Source organism: Micromonospora sp. NPDC049049 (assembly GCF_040649115.1).
Taxonomy (GTDB): domain Bacteria; phylum Actinomycetota; class Actinomycetes; order Mycobacteriales; family Micromonosporaceae; genus Micromonospora.
Map to the genome: position 1 here is coordinate 1 of NZ_JBEZEX010000058.1, position 14,628 is coordinate 14,628.

The 14,628-nt window shown below is 70.3% G+C and carries 12 protein-coding genes; 2 read left to right on the plus strand and 10 right to left on the minus strand.

Features of this window, described 5'->3' with window-relative positions:
• Nucleotides 1–114 precede the first annotated feature (114 nt).
• The 3 genes from AB0B68_RS31680 to AB0B68_RS31690 all read right to left on the minus strand — a co-directional run bounded on the left by AB0B68_RS31680 (nt 115) and on the right by AB0B68_RS31690 (nt 6,373).
• Nucleotides 115–2,895, minus strand: a complete 2,781-nt coding sequence (locus tag AB0B68_RS31680; RefSeq protein WP_357264659.1) for a discoidin domain-containing protein — start codon at nt 2,893–2,895, stop codon at nt 115–117.
• Nucleotides 2,896–3,038: 143 nt separating this feature from the next.
• Entirely contained in the window at nt 3,039–3,818 is a 780-nt protein-coding gene (locus AB0B68_RS31685) for a DeoR/GlpR family DNA-binding transcription regulator (RefSeq protein ID WP_357207393.1), read from the minus strand.
• Nucleotides 3,819–4,030: 212 nt separating this feature from the next.
• Complete coding sequence (locus tag AB0B68_RS31690; RefSeq protein ID WP_357207391.1) at nt 4,031–6,373, minus strand: beta-galactosidase; 2,343 nt, start codon at nt 6,371–6,373, stop codon at nt 4,031–4,033.
• A 329-nt stretch (nt 6,374–6,702) separates the two neighbouring features.
• Here AB0B68_RS31690 and AB0B68_RS31695 point away from each other — a divergent pair, with 329 nt between their 5' ends.
• Nucleotides 6,703–8,457: an exo-alpha-sialidase gene (locus tag AB0B68_RS31695; protein ID WP_357207388.1), complete on the plus strand. Its 1,755-nt coding sequence runs from the start codon at nt 6,703–6,705 to the stop codon at nt 8,455–8,457.
• Between the two features lie 63 nt (nt 8,458–8,520).
• On the opposite strand, the gene AB0B68_RS31700 is transcribed toward AB0B68_RS31695, so the two are convergent.
• From AB0B68_RS31700 to AB0B68_RS31730, 7 genes are all read right to left on the minus strand, one after another.
• Nucleotides 8,521–9,138, minus strand: coding sequence for a malonic semialdehyde reductase (locus tag AB0B68_RS31700; protein ID WP_357204597.1), 618 nt, complete (start codon nt 9,136–9,138; stop codon nt 8,521–8,523).
• A complete protein-coding gene (locus tag AB0B68_RS31705; protein ID WP_357204599.1) occupies nt 9,135–9,695 on the minus strand; it encodes a flavin reductase family protein in 561 nt (186 codons plus the stop codon). Before AB0B68_RS31705 ends, AB0B68_RS31700 begins: the two co-directional genes overlap by 4 nt.
• A complete protein-coding gene (locus tag AB0B68_RS31710; protein WP_357204601.1) occupies nt 9,692–11,026 on the minus strand; it encodes an LLM class flavin-dependent oxidoreductase in 1,335 nt (444 codons plus the stop codon). Before AB0B68_RS31710 ends, AB0B68_RS31705 begins: the two co-directional genes overlap by 4 nt.
• An 11-nt stretch (nt 11,027–11,037) precedes the next feature.
• Nucleotides 11,038–11,910, minus strand: coding sequence for an ABC transporter permease (locus AB0B68_RS31715; RefSeq protein ID WP_357264662.1), 873 nt, complete (start codon nt 11,908–11,910; stop codon nt 11,038–11,040).
• Nucleotides 11,903–12,832 (minus strand): ABC transporter ATP-binding protein, encoded by a 930-nt coding sequence (locus AB0B68_RS31720; protein ID WP_357204605.1) that lies wholly within the window; start codon nt 12,830–12,832, stop codon nt 11,903–11,905. The genes AB0B68_RS31715 and AB0B68_RS31720 overlap by 8 nt, the downstream gene beginning before the upstream one ends.
• Complete coding sequence (locus AB0B68_RS31725; RefSeq protein WP_357264666.1) at nt 12,829–13,860, minus strand: ABC transporter substrate-binding protein; 1,032 nt, start codon at nt 13,858–13,860, stop codon at nt 12,829–12,831. The genes AB0B68_RS31720 and AB0B68_RS31725 overlap by 4 nt, the downstream gene beginning before the upstream one ends.
• Nucleotides 13,861–13,991: 131 nt before the next feature.
• Entirely contained in the window at nt 13,992–14,069 is a 78-nt protein-coding gene (locus tag AB0B68_RS31730) for a putative leader peptide (RefSeq protein ID WP_349881247.1), read from the minus strand.
• A 248-nt stretch (nt 14,070–14,317) separates the two neighbouring features.
• On the opposite strand from AB0B68_RS31730, the gene AB0B68_RS31735 reads away from it, so the two are divergent.
• Nucleotides 14,318–14,497, plus strand: a complete 180-nt coding sequence (locus tag AB0B68_RS31735) for a DUF4236 domain-containing protein (RefSeq protein ID WP_030333600.1) — start codon at nt 14,318–14,320, stop codon at nt 14,495–14,497.
• Nucleotides 14,498–14,628 lie beyond the last annotated feature (131 nt).

Sequence of the window (14,628 nt, forward strand, 5' to 3'; positions counted from 1 at the left end):
CTGCCACGGCAGGACGGGGGCGTGAACGGCCGAATCGGCCGCTACGAGGTGTACGTCTCGGACAGCCCGAGCGCCTGCAGCAGCCCGCGGCGTCGCTTCCACAGGCGTACGGGGTCAGCTCCCCGACGCTGACGCGACAGCTGTGCCGGTGACCGTCAGGTCGGCCACAGTCGTCCACGGCCCCCGGCCGCCGGCCTCGCTCAGTGCCCGCAGCCGCACGTACCGGCCGGTGCGGGCGGCGGTGAACGGCACCACCTTCTGCGTCGACGTGTCGGCGAACGTCCCCGACGCCACGGCCGTGCCCCAGGCGCTCGGGCTGTCCGAGACGTACACCTCGTAGCGGCCGATTCGGCCGTTCACGCCCCCGTCCTGCCGTGGCAGGTACCGCAGCCCGTCGACCTGGTACGTGGCGCCCAGATCGATCTGGATCTCGTGCGGCAGGGGCGCGGGCGTGGAGGACCAGGCGGTGTGCCAGAAAGTGCCCGGGTCTGCGTCGAACGCGTTGGTGGCCCTGCCGTTCTCCGCGCTCGTCTCCTCGCTGTCGGCGTACACGAGCCGCCAGCTGTCGTTCGGGATCGGCGGTGTCGACGTGCCGCTGCCGGGGACCGGCAGCACGGCGCCGTCGATCCGGGTCTGGAACGCGGTGCTCCTCGCACCGGCCTTGATCCACAGGATCCCGTCCGCGTAGAACCAACCGCTGCTCGCCGAGTCGTACGCGGAGCGCGTGCTCAACCTCGGCAGCGTCTGGCCGGCGACCGTGACCGCCTGCGCGGCGGCCGACAGGTGCACGCTGAACTCGTAGGAGCGCGACGACGGCTTGCCGGCGTACGCACCGGTGGAGGCACCCACGTCGACGGTGACCGTTCCGGTGCCGGAGGTCGGCGCGGCCACCCGGACCTGCTGGGTGGCGTAAGCCCCGCCCTGGTAAGCGCGGGTGATGCCGTCGTCCTCGTAGAGCGTGAAGCTCGACGAGCCGCGCGGGTACAGGTCGTAGGTCAGCGTGGAGACCGGCTTCTCACCTGTGTAGTTCATCTGCGGCCACATCGGCACGATCGAGCCGCCCTTGACGAACAGGGGCAGCCGGTCGAGCGGTGCCACGTACCCGTTGAGGGTGAGCGGTCCCTGGTACACCCGCCCGGTCCAGTAGTCGGTCCAGGTGCCGGCCGGCAGGTAGATGCCGTCGCGCAGCTCGGTGTCGGAGACCACAGGCGCCACGAGGAACGCGTCGCCCGCCATGAACTCACCAGACGTGGCGTTGCCCCGGGCGACCGGGTCGTTCGGGTACTCCAGCACCAGGGCCCGCGTCGCCGGCACCCCTGTCACGCTTGCCACCCGGCTCATCGTGTAGTGGTACGGCATCAACCGCATCTTGAGCTGCAGGTAACGGCGGTTGATCGACAGGTACGGTTCGGCGTAGCGCCAGGGCTGCTTGTCCTGGTAGCCGGGCGCCGGATTGGTCGCGCCCCAGCCGGACATCGTCATGAACGCCGGTGTGAACGACTTCCACTGCAGGTCCCGCACGTAGGTGTTCGGGCTGCCACCGAAGATCCCGTCGACGTCACCCGTTGCGTAGTTGAGGCCGGACAACCCGGCGCCCGCGACGGCAGGCACGGTCCACCGCATGTCGTCCCAACTGCCGTACGTGTCACCGGTCCAGACGACGGCGTTGCGGTGGGTACCGGCCCAGCCGTCGACGGTCCACACGTAGCGGCGGGCGTCGGAGTTCCGCTCGATGCCGTCGACCGCCTGCTGGACACCACGGAACGCGTTCTGGTAGCCGCCGCCGATCCACGCGACGTCGGTCTTCACGCCACGCGTACCGGCGGTGCCGACCTCGTAGTCGATGGACCCGAGCCCCGTGGAGGTCCACAGGCCGGTCTGGAATCCGAGCGCCTTGGCGCCTGCCACTGTCGCGGGCAGGTCGGCGTAGCCGCAGCCGTACCCGTCATTGGGCAGGAACCACCCCGACGGCATGTCCTTGGCCCGGGCCTCCCGGGCGTACGACAACACGTCGGGAGTCCGCTGGTGCCCGGCCCGGTTGTGGTCGCCCTGGTAGGCCGGGTTGGACGCGTTGAAGCAGTCGGCGTTGCCGAGTTCGAGGCCCCACATCGGGCTCAGGAACGGCTTGCCCGTCACGTCGGTGTACGCGCCGAGCACAGCCTTGAGCGAATCGCCCACGAAGTAGTACGCGTCGAAGCGTTCCTCGTTGTGGGTGGTGGTGACCGGTGCGGTGAAGCCGTACGAGCCGGGCGCCCACGTGTTGCGCAGGACGCCGTAGCCGTTCGTGGACAGGTAGAAGGGCGCCGGACTGGCGTTCGTGTTCTCCCGCCACCTGTTGTCCACGGCGATCGGCACCGTCTTGTCGCGCAGCGCCCACTCCCCCAGGCGCAGGCCGGTGCCGTAGAACTGCTCGTCGGCGTCGCGCGCCAGGCGCTGCGTCGTACGGCCGGCGGACCAGTCGAGCGGTTGCGACTCCCGCCAGACCGGCCGTCCGTCCGGGCGCTGGACCTGCATCGTCAGGGGGTCCTTGTTGATCCGGATGACAACCGCCGCGGTGGCGATGCGGAAGGAGCTGCCGTCGTCGGTCACCGTGCTGGCGACGCTGCCGAAATCGGTGCGTACGGTGATGTCGTTCGCGGCCGGTTCGGTGAACGTGCCGTTCGGTGCGGCCCAGACGCGGAAGATGTCCGCGCGCGCCAGCGTGAGCCGGATGCGGGCGGCCGTGCTGGTGGTGATGGTGTACGTGTTCCCGGCTCGGGTGATGCCGGTGGCGCGCCCTGGTGTGGCCGCGCGGGCGGGTACGGCGTGCAGCATCGCGGCGAGCAGGGCGAGGACCACGATGGCGGCCCGGACGGTGGTACGGCGGCGGTGGGCGGGCAGCGGTGACCAGATCATCGTTTCTCCCGGTGGTGAGGGACGATGCGACCCAGACATTTACGGAGGCCGATGACACGAGATGCTGCACCCGCTTGACTCAAGATGCAAGAATCAGCCCGCAATTTTGCACCAGGTTCCATCTTTGCCGAACGCAGCGCCCGTCAGACCTGGAGCACCTTGACCCCGGCCTGCTCGATGAGGCCGACCTTCTCCGGGTCCGCCGACTTATCGGTGATCAGGGTGTCGATGTTGCCGAGCGGGCAGATCCGGTTGAAGCTCCGGCGGCCCAGTTTCGAGGCGTCGGCCACCACGATCGTCCGCGCCGCGCTGGTCACCATGACGTGGTTGATCGCCGCCTCGCCGTCGTTGTGCGCGCTGGCGCCGTGCTGGTGGTCGATCGCGTCCACCCCGAGCACGACCACGTCCAGCGCCACCGACGCGAGCATCGTCTCAGCGATGCGGCCCACCAGCTCGTACGACTGCGGGCGGGCCGTCCCGCCGGTGAGCACCACCCGGATGTGCGGTCGCACGATCAGCTCGTTGGCGATGTTCAACGCGTTGGTCACCACAGTGACCTCCGGCAGCTGCCCGTTCGGGTCGGTACGCAGCGCGAGCGCCCTCCCCACCTCGGTCGTCGTGGTGCCACCGTTGAGCCCCACGGTACTGCGCGGTGGGATCAGCGCGACGGCGGCGGCGGCGATGCGCTGCTTCTCCGAGGCCTGCCGGACCGCCTTGTAGCGCAGCGGCAGGTCGTAGGACACGTTTGTGACCACCACTCCGCCCCGGGTACGCGTCACCAGCTGCTGGGTGGCGAGCTCGTCGAAGTCGCGTCGGATGGTCGCCGTGCTGACGCCCAGCTCACGGGCGGTGGACTCGATCTCGAGCTGGCCCTCGACCGCGACCATTTCCAGGAGCCGGTGCCACCGCTCGCGCTGGTTCACGTCGCACTCCGGTCGCTCGGCCCGCCCATACGGCCATCTTTGCATCTCTGATGCAACGTCCGTACCGCACCACGACCGAGGAGACAGCCCACGGGAACGACGAGGGCCGGTGGGCGATCCGCGCGGCCGCCGCACCGCGACTGGTCGCCCACCGACCCGTACCGTCCCGGCCCGACCAGTGGTCGGGCCGGCGTCATGTCGCTCCGCCGGCATCAGGCCGGCGTGAGCCGCCAGTGCTGGGAGGCGCTGCCCGTGTCGCTCTGCTGCACGATCGCGGCCCCGTTCGTCGTCGCACCGCCGGCCACAGCGAGGACCTTTCCGGTCTGCACGTTGACGAGCTTCACGAACTCACCGGACGCGGTCACGACCCGCCACTGCTGGTTGCCGCCGCCGGTGGCGGTCCACTGGATGACCCGCGCCCCCTCCGCCGTGGAGCCGGCCTCGACGTCAGCGAGCAGACCCGAACTGACGCTGGTCATCGTGGTGACGCCGCCCACCGCGCCAGCCATCAGCCACGCCTGGTTGGCACCGCCGTTGGGGGTCCACTGGATCAACTGCACGCCGGTGGCCCGGGACAGGTCCGGCACGTCGAGGGCCTTTCCGCTGGCCCGGTTGACCACCGTGTGGCGGACGGCGCCCGACTGGCCGCTCAGGGTGGCTTCGAAGGAGATCGGCTGGGCCTGCACCTGGTGCAGGTCGAAAACCACGATCTCGTTGGCGCCGACCCGCAGCCACGGCGCCGGACAGTAGAGCCGCTGCTGTGGCCCCACCTTCCAGTAGCGGCCCAGGTTGCGGCCGTTGACCCAGACCACGCCCTTGGTCCACCGGGACATGTCGAGGTACGTGTCGCCGGTCTGGGTGAGGTTCACCGTGGCCTTGAAGAAGATGCCGGGCCGCGAACTGTTGGTGATCACCGGACGGAGGCCGGCCACGAACGCCTCGTCGACGGGCAGCAGGTGGGTCTGCCAGTTGGTCAACGTGCCGGTCAGGGTGCCCGCGTCCACCAGTGACACCCGCTCGGTGATGCCCTTGCGGTCGACCAGCGCCTGGCCGAAGTTGTTCCGACCCATGCCCTCGACCAGGATGTCGAGCGTGGGGCTGCCACTCGCCGAGGTCTTCAACGCCAGCGGCGCGTCCTGCACGGTCACGCCGAGCGGAGTCGTGTAGGCCGCCGGGAGGCTACTCCGAGACAGGCCGCCCTGGTAGACGCCGTCGAGGAACACCGTGGCGTAGTCACGCACCGACCTGATGTCCAGTGTCGCCCGGGTGTAGCCGGGCAGGACGCGGCGGTAGAGCATGAAGCCGGAGTTCTGGCCGTACATCTCCATCGGCTGGGGATTCGTCTGGGTCGACAGCGCGGCCGGCAGGTTGTCCCACAACGAGGCGTACGCCGCCGGCAGGACGGCCTGGCCGCCGGTGCGCACGATGGTGGGGATCGGTGCGGGTACGGCCGGCAGCGTCACCCCGAGGGCGGTGCCGATGATCTCCCGGTAGGCGGGGTACAGGCGGGCCGGCGCACCCTGTTCGTTGATCGGCGCGCCGTAGTCGTAGGTGGTGATGTCCGCCTGGTAACCCGACCCGTTGTCGGCGGCGTTGGCGCCCGCGGAGTATCCGAAGTTCGTGCCGCCGTGGATCATGTAGAGGTTGAACGACAACCGGCCGGCCATCAGGCCCCGCAGCTGGCTGGAGATGTCGGTGTTCGATCCGGCGAAGCCGCCGTCGCCCCAGTGGGTCAACCAGCCCGGGTAGAGCTCGCCGGACATGGCCGGAACGGTCGGGAACGACTGGCGTGCCGCGGCGATGGCTGCCGCGTCACCGCCGCTGAGCGCGATCGCGCCGCCCGTGACGACCGTCCGGTTGCCCTGCACCTGGCCGAGGCCGTCCTCGGTGTAGAACGGTCCGGTGATCCCGGCCCGCAGCCACAGTTGCCGCAGTTCCTCGAGATAGACGACGTCGTTGCCGTACGACCCGTACTCGTTCTCGATCTGGACCATCAGGATCGGTCCTCCGTTGCCCACCATGAGCGGCTTGACCAGAGCGGCGAGCGCGTTGATGTAGCGCGTGACGGCCGCCATGTAGTTGGGGTCGGCGGCGGTGCGGACCCGCAGCCTGATGTTCGGGTTGCGCAACAGGTACGGCGGTAGACCGCCGAGGTCCCATTCGCCGCAGACGTAGGGGCCGGGGCGCAGCAGCACGTACATGCCCTCGGCCTGGCACAGCCTGATGAAGCCCGCGATGTCACGCCTGTCGGTGGTGAAGTCGAAGACACCGGGCCGTTCCTCGACGTGGTTCCACATCACGTAGATGGCGATCGTGTTCATGCCCATGGCCTTGGCCATCTGAATCCGGTGCCGCCAGTACTGCACCGGGATGCGGGCCGGGTGCATCTCGCCGCTGCGGATCTGGAACGGCTGGCCGTCGAGCAGGAAGTTGCTGCCGTCGGCGGAGAACCCGAAGGTCTGCGCTGCAGCCGCGGCACGGGTCGGGCCGCCCGATGCCAGCATCGCCGCGAACGGACTGAGCACGCCCAGGGTAAGGAGTTGACGCCGTTGCATGGTGTCTCCTTCGGACAGGCATGGTCGGCACGCCGGCGGCGATCACGGCCGAGGGCGGGCCGGGACGCGGACGCGATGACAATGATCGATGTGCTTTGAGCCTGCCAGATCGCGCAACATGATGTAAATATCTCCGGCGATTTTGCATCTTCAATCAGCGTCGCCGGCAGCCCGGAGCGTCCAATGCGACCTGGGGCCATCGGGCGGCGCTCGCTCGTCGATGTATTGACGACCCACTCGCAGCCCTTTAACGTCACGACATCAGATATCCGACGTCTTATACCCCTCGGCTGTCCCTACCCCACCCCCGTCCCGGAAGGACATCCCCCGTGACTCCTGTCCGTGCACTGCCGCGCCGAATGACAGCGCTCCTGGCCGCTGTCCTCGGCGTGGCGGCGATCCTGCCCGCCACACCGGCTCACGCCGCCCCCGCCGGCGTCAGCGCCACCGCCAGCGCCGACTGCACGACCGGCCGGCTCAACCTGCGGCTCACCAACGGCAGCACCACCGCGCAGAGCTTCACCGTCACCTGGCCGGGCCGCACCAACTCGCCCTGGACCCGGACCGTCGCAGCCGGCAGCAGCAGCAACGAGCTGTACTGGACTCTCCCGGCGGGCACTGCCTACACGCTGCGCACGACCACCCCGACCGGGCTGGACGACACCTCCGCCGGCATCTTCCACTGTGGCACCGGCATGTCCGCGCTCAGCAGCTACGACTGCACAGCCGGCCGTCTCCAGCTCGCGCTGGAGAACCGCACCACCACCGCCCGGGACTTCACCGTCACCTGGGCCGGGCGCACCGGATCCCCGTGGACCCGCGCCATCGCCGCTGGCGGCAACTACCTGCACTACTGGACCGTCGGCGCGGGCACCGCGTACACCCTGCGGGTCACCGCTCCCGGTTTCGACACCACGGTGCGCGGCACCGCCGGGTGCGGCCTGACCGCCGGCACACCGCAGATGAACAGCACGGCGGTGCTGACCACCCAGAGCGTCATCCGCAACCTCAACGGCGCGAACGGCCGGTACGACGGAACGGCCGCCTCGGTCCGCATCCCGGGCATGGCCGTCACCAACAACGGCACCGTCATCGCCGTCGCCGACGCCCGGGTCAACGGCTCGTACGACCTGGGTGGCGGCACCAACAACATCCAGATCGCGATGACCCGCAGCACCGACGGTGGACGCAGCTTCGACCAGCCGCGCATCATCCACGCACCGGCCACAATCAGCGAGGGAGCGGGTGACCCCAGCCTGCTGGTGGACCGCAGCACCGGTGTCGTCTACTGCTTCTACACCTACTCCCCCAGGCCGGGCATCAGCTTCTGGTCCGGCTCCTCGGGTCTGAACACCGCCAACGACCCGAACAGCCTGCACCTGCAATACATCACCAGCCGGGACAACGGCGCCACCTGGAGCGCCCCGGTGGAGCTGAACCCGACGATCAAGCTGCCGACGTGGCAGCAGGCGTTCTTCTCCTCCGGGCACGGCATCCAGAGCAGCACCGGCCGTCTCATCCAGCCGTTCGTCTACCGGGACGGGGCCGGCCTCACCCAGACCGGCAACATCTACAGCGACGACCACGGCGTGACGTGGCGGCGCGGCGGACCGGCCGGCGGGAACATCAACGAGAGCAAGGCGATCGAGCGCGGCACCGGGGCGATCGTGCAGAACATGCGGCACAACAGCACCCGCAGCCGCTTCTACTCGACGTCGACCGACGGTGGCGTGACGTTCGGCGCGGCCACGGCCAGCGCGGTGCTGACCGATCCGCTCTGCAACGCCGACGAGATCTCCTACCTGCGCCCGTCCGAGCTGGGCACGAACGGCGCACCGGTACGCACCCGCACCGCGCTGTTCAGCAACAACGCGGCCCCGGCCGCGCGCAACGACCTCACCGTCCGGCTGTCCACCGACGACGGCGTCAGCTGGCCGGCTCGCGCCCTCGTCAAGCCGGGCGGTGCGGGCTACTCGACGATGGCCGTGCTGTCCGACGGGACGGTCGGCAACCTGTACGAGGTGGGCAACACCGGTGGGATCTTCTTCGCCCGCTTCACCCTCGACTGGGTCAAGGGGGCCTGACCGGCAACCTTCCGCCCCCGGCGCCGGCACCACGCCGGCACCGGGGGCGGTCCCGTTGTCCGCTCAGCCGTCGAGGGTGCGGATCACCTCCGAGGTGTCCAGCCGGGGCAGACGTGTCGGCCCGGTGTGCGGGCCCGGGTGCCCGAGGTTGAGCAGGAGCAGCACCTCGTGCCGACCGTCGGGGAAGAACGTCCGCTGGACGCCCGCGACGTCGAAACCCGCCATCGGGCCGGCGGCGAGACCCGCCGCGCGGACACCGACGATCAGGTAGCCGATCTGCAAAGTGGCGCTGAATCGGGCCTGCTCGACGCGCGCCGCCCGGTCCGCCAGCCAGTCCCGGGCCTGCGGGCGGTGTGGATACAGCTCGGGCAGCCGCTCGTGGAAGTCCACGTCGGCGGTGAGGATCGCGGTCAGCGGGGCCCTGGCCGTCTTGGCCCGGTTGCCGCTGGACAGGTACGGCAGCAGCAGGGCCCGGGACTCCGGCGAGCGCAGCAGCAGCACCCGCAGCGGCTGACCGTTGTACGCGGTCGGCCCGTACCGGATCAGGTCGTGGATCGCCGCGATCTGCGCGTCGGTGACCGGCTCGTCGGTGAACGTGTCGGCCGTACGGGCCGCCCGGAACAGCAGGTCCTGGGCGGCCCGGTCCAGCGCGAGCAGGTCGGCCGTGGTGGCTGCGCTCACGCTGGCGCAGCCGTGGTGTAGCCGCCCCGATGGTGCACCAGCGGGGCACCGTCACCGCCGTCGCCGAGCGCCAGCGGCTCGGCGATCACCAGCGTGTGGTCGCCGGCCGGGACCCGGTGCACCACCCGGCAGAGCAGCCGGGCCAGCACCCCGTCGAGCAGCGGCACCCCGAACGGCCCGGACGTCCAGTCCGGGTACGCGGCGAACCGGTCGATGCCGCTGGTCGCGAAGACAGTGGCGGCCTCCCGCTGCCCGGCGCCCAGCAGGTGCACGGCGACGTGCTCGGCGCGGGCGAGCACCGGCCAGCTCGAGGACGCCACCCCGAGGCAGAACGAGACCAGCGGCGGGTCCAGCGACACCGACGTGAACGAGGTCGCTGTGAAGCCCGCCCGGATGGGCGCGCCGATCCCACCCAGGCAGGCGGGGTCGGTGCCGCGGGCGACAGCGGTGACCACCGTGACGCTGCTGGCCTGCCGCCGCAGCAGAGCGCGGAACAGGTCCGGGTTCACCGGTCGCAGCTCGGCGATGTCCGCCGATGGGCGCTCCACGGTGGTCACGCCGGCACCAGGGTCGACGCGGCGTACGCGCTGGCCGGTCGGGGCAGGCCGTAGTGCTCGCGCAGCGTCCGACCGGTGTACTCGGTGCGGAACAGCCCACGGGAGCGCAGGACCGGCACCACGTGGTCGACGAAGTCGGCGAGCCCGCCGGGCAGGTGCGGCGGCATGATGTTGAACCCGTCGGCGGCACCCTGGGTGAACCACAGCTCGATCTGGTCGGCGATCTGCTCCGGCGTACCGGCGACGACCCGGTGACCCCGACCGCCGCCGAGTCGACCGATCAGCTGCCGGATGGTGAGCTGTTCCCGGCGGGCCAGCTCGGTGACGAGTTGGTAGCGGCTCTGGTGGGCCTGCACGGTGCCGGCGGCCGGCAGCTCCGGCAGGGGCCCGTCCAGCGGCAGGCCGGTCAGGTCGATGCCCAGCATCCCGGAGAGCTGGGCGAGGGCGTAGTCGGGGACGATCAGCTCCTCCAGCTCGGCGGCGAGCGCCAGCGCCTCGGCCTCGGTGCCGCCGAGCACCGGCGCGATGCCGGGCAGGACCTTCACCAGGTCCGGGTCCCGACCGGCGGCGGCGACCTGTCGGCGCAGCTCGGCGTAGAAGCTCTGCCCGTCGGCGAGGGTCTGCTGCGCGGTGAAGACCGCCTCGGCGTAGCGGGCGGCGAAGGCGATGCCGTCCGGCGACGAGCCGGCCTGCACCAGCAGCGGTCGGCCCTGCGGCCCCCGGGGGATGTTCAGCGGGCCGCGGACCTGGAACTCCGGCCCGCGGTGCGCCACCTCGTGCACCCGGTCGGTGTCGGCGAACACCCCGGCGCCGGTGTCGAAGACCAGCGCGTCGTCCTCCCAGCTGTCCCAGAGCTTGATCGCCACGTCGACGAACTCGGCGGCCCGCCGGTAACGGTCGGCGTGTTCGGGGTGGCTGTCCCGGTTGAAGTTGACCGCCTCCCGCTCCTGGGCGGAGGTGACGATGTTCCAGCCGGCGCGACCGCCGCTGAGGTGGTCCAGCGAGGCGAACTTGCGGGCCACGTGGAACGGCTCGTTGTAGGTGGTGGAGACCGTCGCGATGAGACCGATGTGTTCGGTCACCGCGGCGAGCGACGCCAGCAGGGTCAGCGGTTCGAAGACGGCCTGGATGTTGTGCCGGGGGTTCGGCCCGACCGAGAGACCGTCGGCGAGGAAGAGCGAGTCGAGGGTGCCGCGTTCGGCGATCCGGGCCAGCTCCTGGAAGTGACGAACGTCGGTGACCCGACGCGGGTCGGTGCGGGGGTGCCGCCAGGCGGCCTCGTGGTGGCCGACGCCCATCAGGAACGCGTTGAGGTGCAGGGTGCGGGTCATTGGTGTCCGTCCTATCCGGCAGAGACGTCGACGCGCCAGGTGGAGAAGCGACGTTCGAGGGCGACGAGGAGCTGGTTGACGACCAGGCCGATGGCGGAGATCGTGATGATCCCGGAGTACATGTCGGCGATCGCGAAGTTGTACTGCGCGTAGTTGATGAGGTAGCCGAGCCCGGCCTTCGCGCCGACCATCTCGGCCGCGACAAGCACCAGGATCGAGTACGCCCCGGCGAGTCGGACGCCGGTGAAGATGGTCGGCACCGCGGCCGGCAGGATCACCTTCTGGAACAGCCGCAGGTGGTTGAGCCCCATCGAGCGGGCCGACCGGATCAGCAGCGGGTCGACGCCCTTCACCCCGGCGATGGTGTTCAGCAGGATCGGCCAGGAGCACGCGTACAGCACCAGGGCGATCTTGGAGGTCTCCCCCAGGCCGAGGATGAGCACGAACACCGGCAGCAGGGCCAGCGCGGCGGTGTTGCGGAACACCTCCAGCAGCGGGCTGAGCAACTCGGCGAGCGGCCGGTACCAGCCGATCAGCAGCCCGAGCGGAATGGCGGTGAGCACCGCCAGGCCGAGCCCGGCCAACGACCGGGTGAGGCTCGCGCCCACGTGCTCGGCGAGCTGCCCGCTGCGCAGCAACTCCCACCAAGCCACCAGCACCTCCGACAGCGGCGGCAGGAAGACCCGGTCCACCAGCCCGAGCCGGGGTGCGCCCTCCCAGATCGCGGCCAGCGCGAGAATCGCGACGCTGCGGTGCAGGGCCTTTCCGCCGACGCCGAGCAGCCGACCGGCAAGGCCACCGGCACCGGGTCCGGCGGCGGCCACCGCGTCCGGCACGGCCGTCGGGGCCGCCCGCCGGGTGGGACGTTCGGCGATGTCAACCAACGCGGGCCTCCTCGGTGTGGGCCGCCGCCGGCGCCGCGCGCCGCGCGTCCGCTCCGGCGACGACGGGAGTACGAGCACCAACTGTTCCGGTGTGGGCGGTGCGGCTGCCGGTGGCGCTCTCGGCTGCCTGGGCGGCCCGCACCTCGTCACGCAGCAGGGTCCAGATCTGGTGGCGGTGGTGGCGGAACGCGTCGGTGGAGCGCACGTCCTCGACCGCGTCCCGGTCGCCGAGGTCGATGTCGATGACCTGTTTGAGCCGCCCGGGCCGGGACGTCAGCACCGCCACCCGCTGACCCAGGTAGACGGCCTCGTCGATGCCGTGGGTGATGAACACGATGGTCTTGCCGGTGCGGGCCCAGATGCGCACCAACTCGTCCTGCAACGAGTCGCGGGTCTGCGCGTCCAGTGCGGCGAACGGCTCGTCCATCAGCAGCACGTCCGGGTCGTACGCGAGGCTGCGGGCGATGGCCACCCGCTGCTTCATCCCGCCGGACAGCTCGTGCGGGTAGCGGTCGGCGAAGCCGCGCAGGCCCACCAGGTCGAGGTGGTGCTCGATCAGGGCGGCGCGATCGGCGCGGGGCACCCCCTTGGCCTCCAGGCCGAACGCGACGTTGCCGGCGGCGGTGCGCCAGGGCAGCAGCGCGTACTGCTGGAAGACGATGCCCCGGTCCAGGCCGGGACCGGTGACGGGCCGACCGTCGACGAGCACACGTCCCGCGGTCGGCTCGGTGAGCCCGCCGAGCAGGTCGAGCAACGTGGACTTGCCGCAGCCGCTGGGGCCGACGACGACCAGAAACTCGCCGGGACGTACCCCGAGGGTGACCTCGTCCAGCGCGGTGACCGCGCCGGCGCCACCACGCCGGCTGGCGCGGACCGGGAAGGTCTTGCTCACGCGATCAAAGAGGATCTTGTCGGTGCTCACGCGTTCCCCCCGTCCACGAAGGGGTTGAACCGGTTGGTGTAGATGTCGCCGGGCTTCGGACGGTCGCCCTTGAGCTCGCCCTCGGCGGCGAGCCAGTCGATCCAGGTGGCGAACTCCTGCTCGCCGATCACACCGCCACGGCCGGCGACGCCACTGCTCTTCCAGTACGCGACCAGCGACGGGTCCTCGTTGCGGCCACGCTTGCCGATGATGTCCCGCATCCGGGCGACCACTGTCTCCCGGGGTTGGGTGCGGGCCCACTCGATGGCCTTGCCGACCCCGGTGACGAACGCCTTGACGGTCTCCGGGTTGCGCTTGATGAAGTCGTCGCGGAAGACGTAGGTGCCGCCGCTGAAGGCGCCGAGCAGCTCGTAGTCGGTGAAGATGGTGCGGATGCCGCCACCGGCGACCGCCTTGTCCCGGATCACCCCACCGAGCACGGCGACGTCGATCTGCCGCTGCCGCAGCGACTGCTCGGTGTTGACAGGTGGCAGGGCGACCAGCTCGACCTGCTTGATCTCGGCGGGGGTGAGCCCGCCACGGGCGAGCCAGGTCTTGAGCACGGCCTCGGCGTGCGCGCCGAGGGTGTTCATGCCGACCTTCTTGCCGATCAGGTCACGGGGGCCGCGGACCGGGCTGTCGTCGAGCACGTAGTAGCCCTGAAAGGTTTGCGCGTCCGAGCCGTAGTAGCTGACCACGGCCGTGATCGGGGCGTTGGCGGCGGCGAGCTTGACGATGGCGCCGTTGAACGCGCCGCCGAAGTCGCTCTGCCCGGTGGCCGTGGCCTGGATGTCCTGCGGACCGCCGGTGACGTTGCCGATCCAGTTGAGCTTGACGTCGCCGAGGTAGCCGAGGTCGGCGGCGAGTTCGGGGAGGGTGACCTGGCCGACCGAGCCCTGGTAGCGCAGCGCGCTGGCCTGGGCGCCGTCGGCTGCCGCGTCACCGCCGCAGCCGGCGGTGGCGGTGAGCACGACCAGCGCGGCAACGGCGGCGAGGGTACGCAGAATGGCACGACGGGGTGGGGACATGAGGAGTCTCCTGATCTGTCCACGATGGGAGCGGGGACGCCCGGATGAGGGCGTGCGGGCACGCTGCTCCGCGTTGAGCGGGCGGGCGGTGGGAGTGCGGCGCTGGAGCCGAGCCGGATGGACCGGTCAGCTCAACAGAGCGCGCTCGCGTGCCGGACCAGGTCGACGTGCACACGAGCGGTGAGGAGAAGCTCATCCCGCTGCGACATGACCCCATGCTGCCCGGGATCGGAACGAGCGGTCAACGGCCTTCCAGAAGATGAGACTTCTATCGCTGACGATGTTACGAAGCGCCTCGGCCAGCGTTTACCGTGCCGCAACACCTATCTGTTGGATAGAGATTGCGATGCCCTCTCGGCGACCGTCCAGGACGGACCGCGAGAGGGTTTCAACAGTCGCCGGTTCGGGAATGTTCGATCTCGACACGGCAGGGAACGGTGACGAGGGGAGACCTCCGATGGGCCTCATGTTTCGCAAGCGCAAGAAGTACGGTCCGATCATCCTGAACTTCACCGAGAACGGCTTCTCCTCGTGGAGCATCAAGATCGGTCGCTGGTCCTGGAACTCCAAGGCTCGTGCGCACCGGGTCGACCTGCCGGGTCCGCTCTCCTGGAAGCAGGACAAGTCCCGGTCGTAATCATCCCGGGAGTCGAGCGGGGTGCCGGTGATTCACCACCGCCGCCGTTCGAGAAGTGGATCACCCGTTCGATCCGGTACGGCACCTCGTTGGTGCTGGTGTCGTTGCGGGCGGCCAGGTGCGGGCCGAGG